This window comes from Humibacillus xanthopallidus (genome assembly GCF_006717145.1).
Classification (GTDB): Bacteria; Actinomycetota; Actinomycetes; order Actinomycetales; family Dermatophilaceae; genus Humibacillus; species Humibacillus xanthopallidus.
Map to the genome: position 1 here is coordinate 328,496 of NZ_VFQF01000002.1, position 13,754 is coordinate 342,249.

16 protein-coding genes are annotated in these 13,754 nt (G+C 72.5%); 8 read left to right on the plus strand and 8 right to left on the minus strand.

Going from position 1 to position 13,754, the window contains the following annotated elements; genetic code table 11:
• Position 1: 1 nt before the first annotated feature.
• Both FHX52_RS12415 and FHX52_RS12420 read left to right on the plus strand, forming a co-directional pair.
• On the plus strand, positions 2–1,240 hold the full coding sequence (locus tag FHX52_RS12415; protein WP_141822460.1) for an RNA polymerase sigma factor: 1,239 nt from the start codon (positions 2–4) through the stop codon (positions 1,238–1,240).
• A 33-nt stretch (positions 1,241–1,273) separates the two neighbouring features.
• Complete coding sequence (locus FHX52_RS12420) at positions 1,274–2,281, plus strand: alpha/beta fold hydrolase (protein WP_141822462.1); 1,008 nt, start codon at positions 1,274–1,276, stop codon at positions 2,279–2,281.
• On the opposite strand, the gene FHX52_RS12425 is transcribed toward FHX52_RS12420, so the two are convergent.
• Positions 2,269–2,640, minus strand: a complete 372-nt coding sequence (locus tag FHX52_RS12425; RefSeq protein WP_141822464.1) for a DoxX family protein — start codon at positions 2,638–2,640, stop codon at positions 2,269–2,271. The two genes, FHX52_RS12420 and FHX52_RS12425, sit on opposite strands and share 13 nt — an antisense overlap.
• Positions 2,641–2,802: 162 nt before the next feature.
• Here FHX52_RS12425 and FHX52_RS12430 point away from each other — a divergent pair, with 162 nt between their 5' ends.
• Together FHX52_RS12430 and FHX52_RS12435 are read left to right on the plus strand one after the other, a co-directional pair.
• The gene (locus FHX52_RS12430; RefSeq protein ID WP_141822466.1) at positions 2,803–3,510 is read left to right on the plus strand and encodes a TetR/AcrR family transcriptional regulator; all 708 of its coding nucleotides are present in this window, start codon (positions 2,803–2,805) and stop codon (positions 3,508–3,510) included.
• Between the two features lie 5 nt (positions 3,511–3,515).
• Positions 3,516–4,133: a class I SAM-dependent methyltransferase gene (locus FHX52_RS12435; RefSeq protein WP_141822468.1), complete on the plus strand. Its 618-nt coding sequence runs from the start codon at positions 3,516–3,518 to the stop codon at positions 4,131–4,133.
• A 386-nt stretch (positions 4,134–4,519) separates the two neighbouring features.
• Here the strand turns inward: FHX52_RS12435 and FHX52_RS12440 are convergent, their stop codons facing one another.
• Entirely contained in the window at positions 4,520–4,735 is a 216-nt protein-coding gene (locus FHX52_RS12440; RefSeq protein WP_141822470.1) for a hypothetical protein, read from the minus strand.
• Positions 4,736–4,884: 149 nt separating this feature from the next.
• Between FHX52_RS12440 and FHX52_RS12445 the strand changes: the two genes are divergently transcribed.
• From FHX52_RS12445 to FHX52_RS12460, 4 genes are all read left to right on the plus strand, one after another.
• Positions 4,885–5,148 (plus strand): GlsB/YeaQ/YmgE family stress response membrane protein, encoded by a 264-nt coding sequence (locus FHX52_RS12445; protein WP_141822472.1) that lies wholly within the window; start codon positions 4,885–4,887, stop codon positions 5,146–5,148.
• 67 nt (positions 5,149–5,215) lie between these two features.
• Positions 5,216–5,614: a VOC family protein gene (locus FHX52_RS12450; RefSeq protein WP_141822474.1), complete on the plus strand. Its 399-nt coding sequence runs from the start codon at positions 5,216–5,218 to the stop codon at positions 5,612–5,614.
• Between the two features lie 60 nt (positions 5,615–5,674).
• Entirely contained in the window at positions 5,675–6,010 is a 336-nt protein-coding gene (locus tag FHX52_RS12455) for a YnfA family protein (protein WP_141822476.1), read from the plus strand.
• A gap of 78 nt (positions 6,011–6,088) precedes the next feature.
• Complete coding sequence (locus FHX52_RS12460) at positions 6,089–6,580, plus strand: hemerythrin domain-containing protein (RefSeq protein ID WP_246069949.1); 492 nt, start codon at positions 6,089–6,091, stop codon at positions 6,578–6,580.
• A 141-nt stretch (positions 6,581–6,721) separates the two neighbouring features.
• Here FHX52_RS12460 and FHX52_RS12465 read toward each other — a convergent pair whose 3' ends face one another.
• From FHX52_RS12465 to FHX52_RS24555, 6 genes are all read right to left on the minus strand, one after another.
• Positions 6,722–8,005: an SAM-dependent methyltransferase gene (locus FHX52_RS12465; RefSeq protein WP_141822478.1), complete on the minus strand. Its 1,284-nt coding sequence runs from the start codon at positions 8,003–8,005 to the stop codon at positions 6,722–6,724.
• Positions 8,002–9,468: an FAD-binding oxidoreductase gene (locus tag FHX52_RS12470; protein ID WP_246069950.1), complete on the minus strand. Its 1,467-nt coding sequence runs from the start codon at positions 9,466–9,468 to the stop codon at positions 8,002–8,004. Before FHX52_RS12470 ends, FHX52_RS12465 begins: the two co-directional genes overlap by 4 nt.
• Before the next feature lie 101 nt (positions 9,469–9,569).
• Positions 9,570–10,196: a LysE family translocator gene (locus FHX52_RS12475; RefSeq protein WP_141822480.1), complete on the minus strand. Its 627-nt coding sequence runs from the start codon at positions 10,194–10,196 to the stop codon at positions 9,570–9,572.
• Positions 10,197–10,227: 31 nt separating this feature from the next.
• On the minus strand, positions 10,228–11,511 hold the full coding sequence (locus FHX52_RS12480) for a DUF6596 domain-containing protein (RefSeq protein ID WP_141822482.1): 1,284 nt from the start codon (positions 11,509–11,511) through the stop codon (positions 10,228–10,230).
• Positions 11,512–11,949 (minus strand): YciI family protein, encoded by a 438-nt coding sequence (locus FHX52_RS12485; RefSeq protein ID WP_141822484.1) that lies wholly within the window; start codon positions 11,947–11,949, stop codon positions 11,512–11,514.
• 114 nt (positions 11,950–12,063) lie between these two features.
• Complete coding sequence (locus tag FHX52_RS24555; protein WP_141822486.1) at positions 12,064–13,584, minus strand: helix-turn-helix domain-containing protein; 1,521 nt, start codon at positions 13,582–13,584, stop codon at positions 12,064–12,066.
• Positions 13,585–13,754: the final 170 nt, after the last annotated feature.

A 13,754-nucleotide genomic window follows, 5' to 3' on the forward strand; every position in this document is an offset into this window, starting at 1 on the left:
CGTGACCGACCCCGCCGGTCGGCCCCCGGTGACGAGCGCCGACATCGCCCGTGTCTTCCGCGAGGAGCACGGGCGGGCGGTGGCCGTCCTCATCCGCGCGCTCGGTGACATCGACCTCGCCGAGGACGCGGTGCAGGACGCGTTCGCCGTGGCAGTCGAGCGGTGGCCCCGAGACGGTATGCCGCCCAGCCCCGCCGGCTGGATCATCACGACCGCGCGCCGCCGGGCCATCGACCGGCTGCGCCGGGAAGCGAGCCGTGACGCCCGGCAGTCGGAGGCCGCCCTGCTCGCCACCCCCGACGAGCCCCGAGAGGAGGGACCTGTGCGCGACGAGCGACTTCGCCTCGTCTTCACCTGCTGCCACCCGTCCCTGTCGAGGGAGGCCCAGGTGGCGTTGACCCTGCGCCTGCTCGGCGGGCTGACGACACCGGAGATCGCGCGAGCCTTCCTCGTGCCCGAGGCGACCATGGCCCAGCGAATCGTGCGTGCCAAGAAGAAGATTCGCGACGCGGGCATCCCCTACCGGGTGCCCCGCGACGCCGACCTGCCGGCCCGGGTCACGTCGGTCCTCTCCGTCGTCTACCTCGTCTTCACCGAGGGCCACACGGCGACCTCGGGCAGCGAGCTGGGCCGCCCAGACCTCGCGGCCGAGGCGATCCGGCTGGGGCGCGCCATCGCCCTGCTCATGCCCGACGAGCCGGAGGCGAAGGGGCTGCTCGCACTCATGCTGCTCACCGAGGCGCGGCGCCCGGCGCGCACCGACATGGCCGGCGAGCCGGTGCTGCTCGCTGACCAGGACCGAGCCCGCTGGGATGCCGCGCTCATCACCGAGGGGCATGCCCTCGTGCGGGAGTGCCTGCGCCGCAACGCTCCCGGACCGTTCCAGATCCAGGCTGCGATCAACGCCGTGCACACCGATGCTGCGACGGCCGCCGAGACCGACTGGGTGCAGGTCGTCGCGCTCTACGACCAGCTGCTCGACGTGCTGCCGACCGACGTCGTGCGACTCAACCGCGCCGTGGCCGTGGCGGAGGTGGCGGGGCCGGGCGTCGGGCTCGAGCTGGTCGAGGACCTCGACCTCACCGGCTACCACGCCTTTCACGTCGTGCGGGCGGACCTGCTCGCCCGGCTCGGTCGCTCCGCGGAGGCGGCCGCTGCCCTCGGCCGTGCCCGGGAGCTCACCGACAACGCGGCCGAGGAACGGCTCATCGAGCTGCGCGCCGCGCGGCACGACACCTGAGCCGTCGTCAGGTCCGGAAGGTAGGTTGCGCTCATGTCGACCCAGCACACCGCCGCGCCCCGGGAATCAACGCCGGCACCGACGCCGGCACCGACGCCGGCGCCGGACCAGCCACTCGACCTGGCCGCACCGTGGGGCGCGCCGAGCCGCACCGTCGACCTCGACGGGCCGGTGCACTACGTCGACTTCGGCGGCCCGGACGGGTGCGACGACGACGACGCTCCGCCGCCGGTCGTCCTCGTGCACGGTCTCGGCGGCTCCCACCTCAACTGGGTCGGCATCGGAGCGCAGCTCGCCCGCGGCCGGCGCGTCGTCGCCCTCGATCTCGCCGGCTTCGGGCTGACGCCGTCGTCGGGCAGGTCGACGTCGGTGCACCACAACGCGGCCCTGCTCAGCCGTTTCGTCCACCGGGTGCTGCGGCGCCCTGCAGTCCTCGTCGGCAACTCGATGGGCGGCATGGTCTCGCTCCTTCTCGCCGACCGGCGCCCCGAGCAGGTTGCCGGTCTCGGCCTCATCGACCCGTCCCTGCCGATCCCCGGCCAGAGGCCGGACCCCCAGGTCGCCGCGACCTTCGCCCTGTATGCCGTCCCGCGCGTGGGCGAGGCCGTGCTCACCCGCTACAACGCGCGCTACACCGACCGTCAGCGGGTCCTCGGCACGATCGCGCTCTGCTTCGCCGACGCCTCCCGAGCCGATGACGACCTCATCGGGGCGAGCGTGCAGCTCGCCGCCTGGCGTCGCACCACGCCCGCCCCGGAGGCAGACTTCCTCGGGGCCGCTCGCTCGCTGCTCGCGGTGCTGCGCCGCCCGCGGCGCTACGACGCGCTCATCGCGGGCATCGACCGACCTGTGCTGCTCGTCCACGGCGAGCTCGACCGCCTCGTGCCGGTGGCGGCAGCCCGACGGACCGCGGCGCTCAACCCGAGGTGGCACACGGCATACCTCGAGGGGGTCGGGCACACGCCGCAGCTCGAGGTGCCCGGCGACGTGCTGGCGGTCCTCGAGCCCTGGCTCGAGACGGCGGTCGATCAGAAGGCGTAGGGCCCGAAGCGACCCCAGGCGACCAGCGCGGCGAGCACGAGCAGCACCGCGTTGACGACGACTCCGCTGTACTCCTTGCGGCGCACGTGCACGGCGGCGGCGAGCACCATGACGATGACGAGCCCGGTGGCCGCGAGCGGCGTGAGGATCGGTGCGATGCCGGTCAGGGCGGGCAGCACGAGCCCGATCGCCGCGAGGATCTCGACGACCCCGATGAGGCGCACCGTGCCCTGCGAGAAGTCCTCGACCCAGGGCAGCTTCTCCTGGAGCTTCGCCTTGGGCTGGGTGGACTTCATGATGCCGGCGGCGAGGAAGGCGGCGGCGAGCACGCCCTGGATGATCCAGAGGACCACGTTCATGGTGGGGAGTTCCTTCTGCGAGAGCGTCGACACTCCAAGTGGAGTACCTGTTCCGCTTACAGTGCAGGACAACATCGCTCGCGTGCATCTCATTCCACGCTCGTCCCACCCTGTGCTCGCCCAGCCGGGGAGCGGACCGTCAGACCTCGCTAGTCTCGACGGATGGGGCAGGGCTGCGGTGCGACCGGGGTGGGGAGCGGGCTGCGCGCCGACGCCGAGCGCAACCGTCTGCGGATCGTCGAGGCGGCGCGCGAGGTCTTCGCCGAGGAGGGCATCGACGCCCCCCTCAACGAGGTCGCCCGACGGGCCGAGGTGGGCATCGCGACGCTCTTCCGTCGCTTCCCGACCCGCGACGACCTCGTGACCGCGGTCTTCGCCGACCGCATGAGCGCCTATGCCGCGGCCGTGGATCGCGCGCACGCAGAGCCCGACCCGTGGCTCGGCTTCTGTCGTTATCTCGAGCAGGTCTGCGCGATGCAGGTCGGCGACCGGGGCTTCACCGACGTCATGACGCAGAGCTTCCCGCGCTTCCGCTCGTTCGAGGCCGAACGGCGGCGCTCGCTCGACCGGTTCGGCGACCTCGTGACCCGGGCGCAGCAGGCAGGCCGGCTGCGCGCCGACTTCGTCGTCGAGGACCTGCCGCTGCTCCTCATGGCCAACGCCGGCGTCGTCTCCGGCATGGGCGATGCCGCGCCAGACGCGTGGCGACGGTTGGTCACCTATCTCGTGCAGGCCTTCGCGGCCGAGACGGCCGAGGGCCCGGTGGCGACGGCCCAGCCGCTGCCCGAGGCTCCGACACCGCGCCAGGTCGCCCGGGCGCTGGCACGGGTGCAGGCCCGTGCGGCGCGTGGCCCGGGGCGAGCACAATGACCTCCATGGACGCCAACGCGTGGAACGAGCGGTATGCCGCCTCCGAGCTCGTCTGGTCGGCCGAGCCCAACCGTTTCGTCGCCGAGATCGTCGGGCCGCTGGAGCCGGGCAGCGCCGCCGACATCGCGGCGGGAGAGGGGCGCAACGCGATCTGGCTCGTCGAGCAGGGCTGGACGGTGCTCGCCACTGACTACTCCGACGTCGCGATCAGCCGCCTGCGCGACCGGGCCGCGGCGGTGCTCGGTGACCGGGCCGACCGGCTCACCGCGGTCGTGGCGGACGCGACCCTTGCCGTCCCCGGCGAAGGAGGACACGACCTCGTCCTCTTCTCCTACCTCCAGCTGCCACCCGAGCAGATGCGTGCGGCCCTGCGCGCCGGACTCGCGGCGGTGCGCCCGGGTGGGCGCCTCGTCGTCGTCGGCCACGCGGGCCGCAACCTCGAGCACGGGTGGGGAGGTCCGAGCGAGCGCACTGTCCTCTACGACCCCGACGAGGTGCTGGCCCACCTCGACGCCGCTGGCGCTGGGGCTGTGGTCGAGGTGGCCGAGATCCGGGTGCGGCCGGTCGACACCTACGACGGTCCCCGCGAAGCCCTCGACACGGTCGTCATCCTCCGCCGCTGAGCCACCCCCTCCACAATCGAGAGAGCACTTCGTCGGGTTGCGCAAGCCCATCGCCCTCTCGATCGGGCTGCGCATCGGCGCTCTCGCCAATCGAAAGAGCAGTTCGTCGGGTTGCGCAAGCTCGTCGCCCTCTCCATCGGGCCGCGCATCGGCGCTCTCGCCAATCGAACGAGCAGTTCGTCGCCCCTTCCACGCGACCGCACGGGCGCGCTCGACGGCGACGAACTGCTCTTTCGATTGTCTTGGGGCGCGCTCGACGGCGACGAACTGCTCTTTCGATTGTCGTGGGGCGCGCTCGACGGCGACGAACTGCTCTTTCGATTGTCGTGGGGCGCGCTCGACGGCGACGAACTGCTCTTTCGATTGTCTTGGGGCGCGCTCGACCGTCAGCGCCGCCCGTACTTCTTGTGCACCGCCTGGCGCGAGACCCCCAGCTGCGCGGCGATCTCCGCCCACGCCATGCCGCCCACCCGGGCGCGGCGCACGACCGCGGCCTCGGTGCGGTCCGCCGCGCGGCGCAGCTCGCGAGCCGCGGCGAGCGCCACCCGCGGGTCGTCGTCACCGGTCGCACGTGCGATCGACAGCACCTCGTCCACCTCCATGCGCCCTCCAGAATCCGTCAACCTCAGTTGACACCGTACGCATGGACCACTCTGAGTGTCAACCGTGGTTGACGCAGTGGTGGGCCACGGGCATGAGCGCGTGTGGCATGCGCGTGCGCGCCTCAGCGGCCGCCACCTATGCTCGGCGCATGCTCATCATCGGCATCATCCTCTTCGGCATGCTCGTCGGCGCCGCGGCCCAGCTCATCCTCGGTCGGGGAGGCAAGGGCATCGACTGGACGATGGCCTTCGTGGCCGGCCTCGTCGGCTCCTTCGTCGGCGGCCTGCTCTCCAGCCTCATCGCGGGCGACGGCCTCGAGCTGCGTCCCAGCGGCATCATCGGCTCCATCGTCGGTGCGGTCATCGTCACCGCGATCTGGCGCTGGAGCGCCACGCGCCGCAAGGTCGGCTGACACCAGCCCCTTCGGCCGCCACAAACTGCGTGGCGGTCGCGTGTGCCACCGCGACAGGATGACGGGCATGGCCCTCGCCCTGTCGCACACGACTGTCAACGCCCTCGATGCCTACCGCCAGTCGGTGTGGTGGGCCGACCTGCTCGGCTACCACGAGGCCGCCGACGACCCCAACGAGCCGGGTCACGAGGAGTGCATGATCTTCTCGCCGGACGAGTCGCACCGCATCCTCTTCATCGACGTGCCCGACGCGAAGCAGCTGCGCAACCGCGTGCACTTCGACCTGCGCCCCACCGACCGCCCACGCGACGAGGAGGTGGAGCGGGTCACCGCCCTGGGGGCGTCCGTCGTGCAGGACTGCCGCACCCCTGACGGGCGAGGCTGGGTCGTGATGGCGGATCCCGAGGGCAACGAGTTCTGCATCCTGCGCAGCGACGACGAGCGCCGCGCGGCCGGCGACCTCTGAACCGTCTGCCCCCACTCGTCACGCCCGCCTCCCGGCGCGCTGTGGTGCGACGATGACCCCGTGACCGTCGCGCGATCGATCCTGCTCTTCGTGCTCGCAGCAGTCGCCGAGATCGGTGGTGCCTGGCTCGTCTGGCAGGGCGTGCGCGAGCACCGCGGCTGGGCGTGGATCGGGGCGGGTGTCATCGCGCTCGGCCTCTACGGCTTCGTCGCCACCCTCCAGCCCGACGCCAACTTCGGAAGGATCCTCGCGGCATACGGCGGCGTCTTCGTGGCCGGCTCGCTGATCTGGGGGATGGTCGTCGACGGCTTCCGCCCCGACCGCTGGGACGTCGGCGGCGCGCTGCTCTGCCTCGTCGGCGTCGCCGTCATCATGTATGCGCCACGCCACGGCTGAGCCCATGGCTCGTCTCACGTGCGCCTCCTCTGGACGGCGCCACGCTCGCGGCGGGACCATGGGAGCAGAGAGGTGGTCATGATGCAGACTCAGCCCGACACCGCTCGGCCCGCCACCACGGGCTCCGAGCTCACCGCCTACCTCGACCAGGTGCGCACGAGGCGCGCCGAGCTGCACGACTCGTTGAGCGCCGTCGACCTCGCCCTCGAGTCGGCGATCGGGCGAGGTGGCGTCTGGCGAGAGCGGCTGCACGCGGCGCTCGCCGAGCTCGCGCACGACTTTTCCGACCATGTCGAGGTCACCGAGCGACCCGGCGGCATCTACGACCGGATCAGCGCGTCCGCGCCGCGGCTCGTGCCGGCGATCGAGCGGCAGCGCGCCGAGCACCGCGACTTCGCCGAGGCCATTGACGGCTTCCTGGCCGTGCTCGAGCACGGTGGCACGGTCGCCGACCTGCCCGCCTTTCGCGAGGAGGTGACGACCCTCGTGGGCCGGCTGCGTCGTCACCGCCAGGTCGGGGGCGACCTCGTCTACGAGGCCTACGAGGTCGACCTCGGCGGCTCCGGCTGACCGTCGGCCGGGCCGACCCCCCCGGACCGTGGCCCCCGACGGCTTGGGCCACTGACCAATCGAGAGAGCAGTTCGTCGGCCTTCTCCCGGGCTGTGCATCCCCGGGGTGGGCCGACGAACTGCTCTCTCGATTTTGTGGGGTCAGAAGTCCGAGGGTTCGTAGCGCGGGCGGAGGGGGAAGCCGGAGGCGCCCTCCCGCGTCGTACGTGACGCCAAGACCTGATGTAGCTGGATCTCGTTGCGCTCGAAGGCAACTCGCGATCCGGCGAGGTAGAGCCCCCACACCCGCGCCGTGTCGACCCCGGCGATGGCGACGCAGTCGTCCCAGTTCTTCGACAGGTTGGTGTTCCACCCGGCGAGGGTCTTCGCGTAGTGCTCGCGGAGGTTCTCGTGGTGGCGCACCTCGAAGCCCTCGTCCTCCATGGCCCGCACGATGTCGCCCGACCCGGTGAGCTCGCCGTCGGGGAAGACGTAGCGGTTGATGAAGCCGCGCGGGGGCAGCCCGGCGTGCTGGTTGTCCGGGCGGGTGATGCAGTGGTTGAGCAGGCGCCCCTCGTCGCGCAGCCGTTCGCGCAGGAAGCGGAAGTAGGCCGGATAGTTCTTGACCCCGATGTGCTCCGTCAGCCCGATCGAGCTCACCGCGTCGAAGCCGCGCTCCGACACGTCGCGGTAGTCGGCGTGCCGCACCTCCGCGCGGTCGCCGAGGCCCTCGGCCTCGATGCGTGCCTGCGCCCAGGAGGCCTGCTCCTTCGAGAGGGTGACGCCGAGGGCGGTGACGCCGTAGTGCTGCACGGCGTGCCGCACCATGCCGCCCCACCCGCAGCCGACGTCGAGCAGCCGCATGCCCGGCTCGAGGCCGAGCTTGCGCGCGACGAGGTCGTACTTGTAGGCCTGCGCGTCCTCGAGCGTCGAGGCGTCGGCCGGGTAGCAGGCGCAGGTGTAGGTCATCGACGGGCCGAGGACGAGCTCGTAGAACTCGTTGCTCACGTCGTAGTGATGGTGGATCGCCTCGGCGTCGCGCTCCCGTGCGTGGCGCAGCCCGTGGCTGAGGCGGCGCAGCGGGCTGGGGGTCTCGACCGCGGGCAGCTCCGGCACGTGCAGGCCCGAGCGGCCCACGAACGCGGCCAGCTCGGCGATGTCGCGCGGGGTCAGGCGCCGGGGCACGAGGCCGCCGTCGACGAGGCGCATGACCTCGTAGGGGTCGCCCTCGTCGAGGCCGTCGAACTCGAGGTCGCCCATGAGGTAGGCCCGGGCGAGGCCCAGCTCGCCCGGCGACGTGAGGAGGTAGTTGAGCCCGCGCGCGCTCTTCAGCCGCATCACCCGGCCCGACGGCGTGCCGCCCGTCGAGCCGTCGAACGCCACGAGATGGAAAGGGGCATCTGCACCGAAGATCCGGTCGAATGCCGCGCCCACCGTCATCGTCATCTTGCCTGCACCGCCTTCTCGTAGAGGGTCGGGAACCGACCGTCGGGGTCGTAGCGCCGCTTGACGGGCCGGTATGCCGCGTCGCCGTAGAGCCGGGCGAAGGTGGCCTCGTCGTAGTAGGCGTCGGAGTAGAGCGACTTGTGGCCACCGAGGTCGGTGACCTGCCGCTCGATGGCGCGGTTGACATCACCATCGGCTGCGCCGGGCGCGATGGGGACGGTCGACCAGAAGCCGACGTTGACGTAGCGCTCGTCGGGGCGCATCGGGTAGAGCGGCCAGGGCGGGTCGTCAGCCGCACCGGAGCCCTCGCTGGGCTCGACCTGCCCACCGTGCGCACCGGGACGGAGCTGGATGGGGCAGAGCCAGATCGGCTCGATCGGCACCTCGCGCAGGAACCACGAGACGAAGTCGGCCGTGCGATCCAGGGGGATCTCGACGTCCTGCACGACCCGCTCGTTCGGGGGGCGTCCGCGCCAGCGGTCGATGCGCCCCATCACGTGGTGCCGGTTCTCGAGGGCGACGATGCGCCAGTAGACGTCGCTGCGCAGCAGGTGCCGCGGCCAGAGGCGGCGCACGGCCGGGACCTGCGCCCCGAAGGCGCGGCTGCACCAGAACCAGTCGGTGTCCCACCGCCACAGGTAGTCGTGCGCCGTGAGGACGTCGCGGCGCCGGGTCTGCATCGAGCGGTAGAAGATCTCGTCGCCGGTGTAGTCGCTCGGGCGCACCCGCCCCTCGAGGTCGTCGGTCCACCGGGCGAGGGTCAGGTAGGACTCGGTCGCGCTGAAGACGACGCCGTCGACGAAGTCGACCCGCTCGCCCCCGTGGGCCCGAGTCGACATCACCTCGTCGACGACGTCGAGGAGGTCCGTGACCGACGGGAAGCGGACGTGGCGGAGGCAGACGTAGGGCAGCGCCGGCTCGAGCTCGATGACGAGGTCGAGGGCGTAGCCGAGCGACCCGTAGGAGTTGGGGAAGGTGCGGAAGAGGTCGGCGTGCTCGCCGTCCGGGGTCGCGGTGACCACCTCGCCCCCGCCGGTGAGGATGCGCATCTCGCGGACCGACTCGTGCGGCAGCCCGTTGCGGAAGGACGCGGCCTCGATGCCGAGCCCCGTCACGGCGCCGCCGATCGTGATGGTGCGCAGCTGGGGCACGACGAGAGGCACGAAGCCGTGGGGGAGCAGCTCGTCGACGAGCTGCTCGTAGGTCGTCAGGCCCCCGACCCGCGCCGTGCAGGCGCCGGCGTCGACCTCGACGACGCCCTGGAGGGACGACAGGTCAAGGCCGGGAGCAGTCGCCGCGGCGCGCGTGCGGAAGAGGTTGGACGTGCGCTTGGCCAGCCGGACCGGCTGGTCGGTCGGCAGGGCGGCATACGCCGCGGCGGCCTCGGCGATGGCGTGCTCGTGTTGACGGGCCCGCGCGTGCGTGTCTGGCGGGCCCGTCAACACGGACGTGCCGAAGGTCACCCTTCCGTCCTACCAAAGGCAGAGGCCTGCTGTCGCAGGGATTGTGCTGGGAATCTGCTGGGAGTTGGTGCGGCCCGCCGTCGTCGGGCGACCGCGCGGGCTCACTCGCGGGCGAGCAGCGTCACCCCGAGGCCGACCATCATCGTGCCGCCGGCCGCGCCGAGCCGGTCGAGGCGGTGTGGCTGACGCGCGAACCAGTCGCGCGCCTTCGACGCGAGCAGCGCCCAGATGCTGTCGGAGCAGATCGCCATGACACCGAAGACGAGCCCGAGCACGGCCATCTGGATGCTGACGTGGCCGGCCGCGGTGTTGGTGAACTGCGGCAGGAAGGCGACGAAGAAGAGGATCGTCTTCGGGTTGGTGACCCCGACGACGAAGCCGATGCGCAACGCGTGCCCGTGGGGGGCGGCGGTCTCGGTCTCGAGGGCCTGGCGTGCCTCGCCCCGGTGCCGGATGGCCTGGATGCCGAGCCAGATGACGTAGGCCGCACCGGCGACCTTGATGACCGAGTAGGCGGTGGCGCTCGCAGCCACGACGGCGCCGAGCCCGACGGCGACGAGCAGCACCTGAACCGTCACGCCGATGCCGTTGCCGACGACGGAGAGCAGGGCCTCGCGCCGGCCCACGGTGAGCGCGCGGCCGATGGTGAAGAGCAGGCTCGGACCCGGCACCTGGATGAAGAGGATCGAGGCGACGAGGAAGGCGAGCCACTGGCTTGAGGTGGGCACGGCACCAGTGTGAGGGATGAGCAGGTGCCGGTCATCCCGTTTCCGAGGTGTGGTCGCCGGGCTCGGCGGCGCGCCGCAGGCAGAAGCGCCGCAGCGGCTCCGCCTCCATGACCTCGGCGAGGTCGCGGTAGAGCGCCGCAGCCTCCCCACGCCGCCCCGTGCGCCATGCGATGTCGGCGAGCGCCAGGGCCGCATCACGACGGGCGTATGCCGCCGCGCCGGCTTCCAGGGTCCGCAGCTCCCGCTCGACCTCGGCGGTGTCGCCGCCGCGGGCGAGGCGCCCGTGCGCGGTCGCCGAGAGTCGAGCGACCTGCACGGCGGGCGAGGGCCAGCGCTGCTCGAGCGCGACGTAGAGCTGGACGATCCGCTCCCAGTCGGTGTCGGCGAAGGACCTCGCGCTCGAGTGCAGCCCCGCGATCGCGGCCTCGAGGGCGAAGCGGCCGTCGCCTGCCGCAGCCAGGGTCGCGTCGGCGAGCCCGGCCCGAAGCAGGGCGAGGTCCCACCGGCTGCGGTCGACCTCGTCGAGGGCGAGCCCCGTGCCCGTCTCGTCGATGCGACCCGGTCGACGGGCCAGCCCGAGACGGATCACGGCGCGCAGGCCGCGGGCCTCGGTGTCGGACGGGTAGGCCGCGACGACGGCGTCGGCGATGGAGAGCGCCTGGCGCCCGGTGTCGGCCACACCGTCGGCCGGGTCGAGCACCGTCCGGTGGGCGACGGTGAACATGCCTGCGACACAGGCGAGCACGACGGGCAGCCGGCGCTCCCGCTCAGACGCGTCGGGGATGTGGAAGCTGCCGCGCGCCTCGCTCAGAGCGCGCTTGGCCCGGGTGAGCCGGGCTGCTGCCGCGGTCTCCTGGATGCCGAGATGGCCGGCGATCTCGGGCACGGTGAGCCCGCAGACGACCCGGAGCGCGAGCACCATGCGCGAGGCAGGAGAGATCGCCTCGTCGCAGGCGACGAAGAGCAGGGCGAGCCGGTCGTCGAGGCCAGCACGGGAGAGGTCGTCGGCATCCATGGCGGTCCGGTCGGTGACGGGGGCAGCCGTGAGGTCCGTGTCGGGGCGGGCGAGCTCGGGGGCGAGCCGGCGCAGGGTGGTCCGGCGCCGGGCGTCGTCGAGCCAGGCTCGCCTCGCCACCGAGGTGCACCACGCGGCATACGACTCGATCGGCCTGCCGCCGGCCCGCTCGTGGGCGGCGGCCCGCGCGACGGCCTCAGCGGCATATTCCTCGGCGTCGTCGAGGCTGCCGGTGAAGGAGGCGAGGGCGCGCACGATGCGCGGCCACGCCTCCTCGAACTCACCCGGCCCGAGCGGCACTCACATCCCCGTCGGGAAGACCTTGCGCCACTCGATGCGGCCGCCCGTGGGCACGAGGGCGGCGATGCGGCGGGCCGTGTCCTCGTCGTCGGTCTCGACGAGGTAGAAGCCGGTGATCACCTCGGCGGTGTCGGTGAACGGCCCGTCGGTGTAGACGGCGTCCTCGACGAGCCTGTCCTTGCCCCCGGGCCGGACCGTGCCGCCGTGGCGGGAGTTCTGCAGGGCCGCCCCGCCGACGACCCGGGCGCCGAGGTCCGCGACCGCGAGCTGGAAGGCCTCGTGCTCGGGGAAGGACGCGTTCATGTCGGGTGGAGCTGCCTGGGCGCCGGGGGCGCTCGGGTCCTTGCCGGCCGGGGCGGCGCCGGGATCCCCGCCGCCCAGGTAGGCGTCGGAGTTCCAGTCGGGCTCGTGGATCAGGTAGGCGTACGTGTCGGCCATGGCCGGCTCCTTCGTGGTCTGGCGCGCCGGGTCGGGTTGACGCCTGCGCTCGTGGCGACCCTCGCCACATCATCCTGACGAACTCGGCCGTCTGGAATCGACACGATGGCCGAATCAGTCGCGCAGCTTGTGCAGCCGGGTCTCGAGCGACGCGCGGCGGTGCTCGTTGCCGGGCAGCTCGACGTAGCGCTCGCCGAACGTCGCGAGCAGGGCGTCGTCGAGCCGCCGCACGGCGCCGGGCGGGTAGCGGTAGCCCATCCGCGCGCTGAGGTCGGCGCCGTCGACGGGGGCGATGACCTCGGCCAGCTGCTCCACCGACGTGATGCCGAGCTCGAGCAGCAGCCCCGACACCCACGTGTAGTGGTCACCGCGCGACCAGCCGGCGTCGGCGTACTTTCCCGCGAGGAACTTCGCGAGGTCCTGCGCGTCGATGCCGCCCCCGCCGCCGGGCTCGTCGGGGTCTGCGGGCCGCTCGGGCAGGGCCTGCTGGAGCCGGTCGCGGATCGCGGAGAACTCGCGGTCGGCGAGCTCGAGCAGCCCTGCGGCGAGGGTGAAGCGCCGGTCGAGGTCGTGGGCGTGCTCCTCGGGCACGGTGCCCTTGTAGCGGATGTCGTGCTCGAACTCGGCCCACGCGTGCTGGAGCACCGTCCGGATCTGCACCGAGGCGCTCCGCCGCCGCAGCGAGGCGTATGCCGCCGGGATCGTCCTGCTCGCGTCGACCGACACGAGCAGGTGGCGGCTGGCATAGCCGAAGCGACCGGCCCGGGCCGTCTCCTGGCCCATGTCGCGGTCGTCGATGACCGCGAGCTCCTCCGCGAGCAGCTTGGCCACGGCGGTGACGTCGTCGGGCACGAAGGTGATGACCCGGACGCCGATCTGGTCGGTGATGTCGACGAGCGGGTGGGGGTGCAGCAGCTTGCCGTCGCGGCGCTGCTCGGCCTTGGCCGCGAAGGACTCGACGCTTTTGGTGCGGCCCGTCACCGACAGGTAGTTGATGCCCGCGTCGTCGAGCAGCTCGCGCACCAGCTGCACGAAGCGCTCGGTGGCCTCCTCGAGCTCCGGGCGACCGGCGGCATACGCGGCGATGGCCGTGCTGATGGCCGTGGTGGTGGCTGACTCGTCGGGCATGGCGCCATCCTGCCGTGCGCGTCGCTGCTGTGGCAGCCAGACCCCCGGCGGTTGCGGGGGCAGGGCCACCCGGTCGGAGGTCCGCCGCCGGGTCCACCAGTGCGCGCTCTCGCACTCCACGCCCCAGCTGTACCTGCCGCCAAGCCAGTCGGGGACCTCGCCCACCCGGTGCTCGGCATGGGCCGGAAAGGCCCGGCCGGCCCTGTCCACGAAGGCCACCGCACCGTCGTCCTCCCAACGGCCACAGGCAGGCCCCGACGTCCCGGCCTCGGGGGGTGCGGGGCAGGGAAACAGGTGGTGCAGCCCCACGGTGAAGCCCAGCAGACGGTAGAGGCCCACCACTGACTCGAGCGAGGCGGGCAGCTGCCCAGCCTCGAGTCGCGCGATGCGGCCTGGGGGGGCGCCGGCGAGCCGTGCCAGCTCGCGCTGGCTCAGCTGCCGCGCGTGACGGACATGGCGAAGCGCGTCGGCATGGGCGTCGGGGCCGTGGCCCGCTGCTTCGATCATGGTCCGAGCCTCGGTGGCTGGCGAGGGTGAAGGAAGGGCCCGCGTCGTCGCTGTGGACGGCGCGAGGAAGCCGGGCTCCCACTCCGGGGGCTGTGGACGGCGTCGCGGACGGCGATGAAGGGCGGCCACGGGGATGGCGACAAGGCTGGGAATGTCCGGGACGGAGCCGG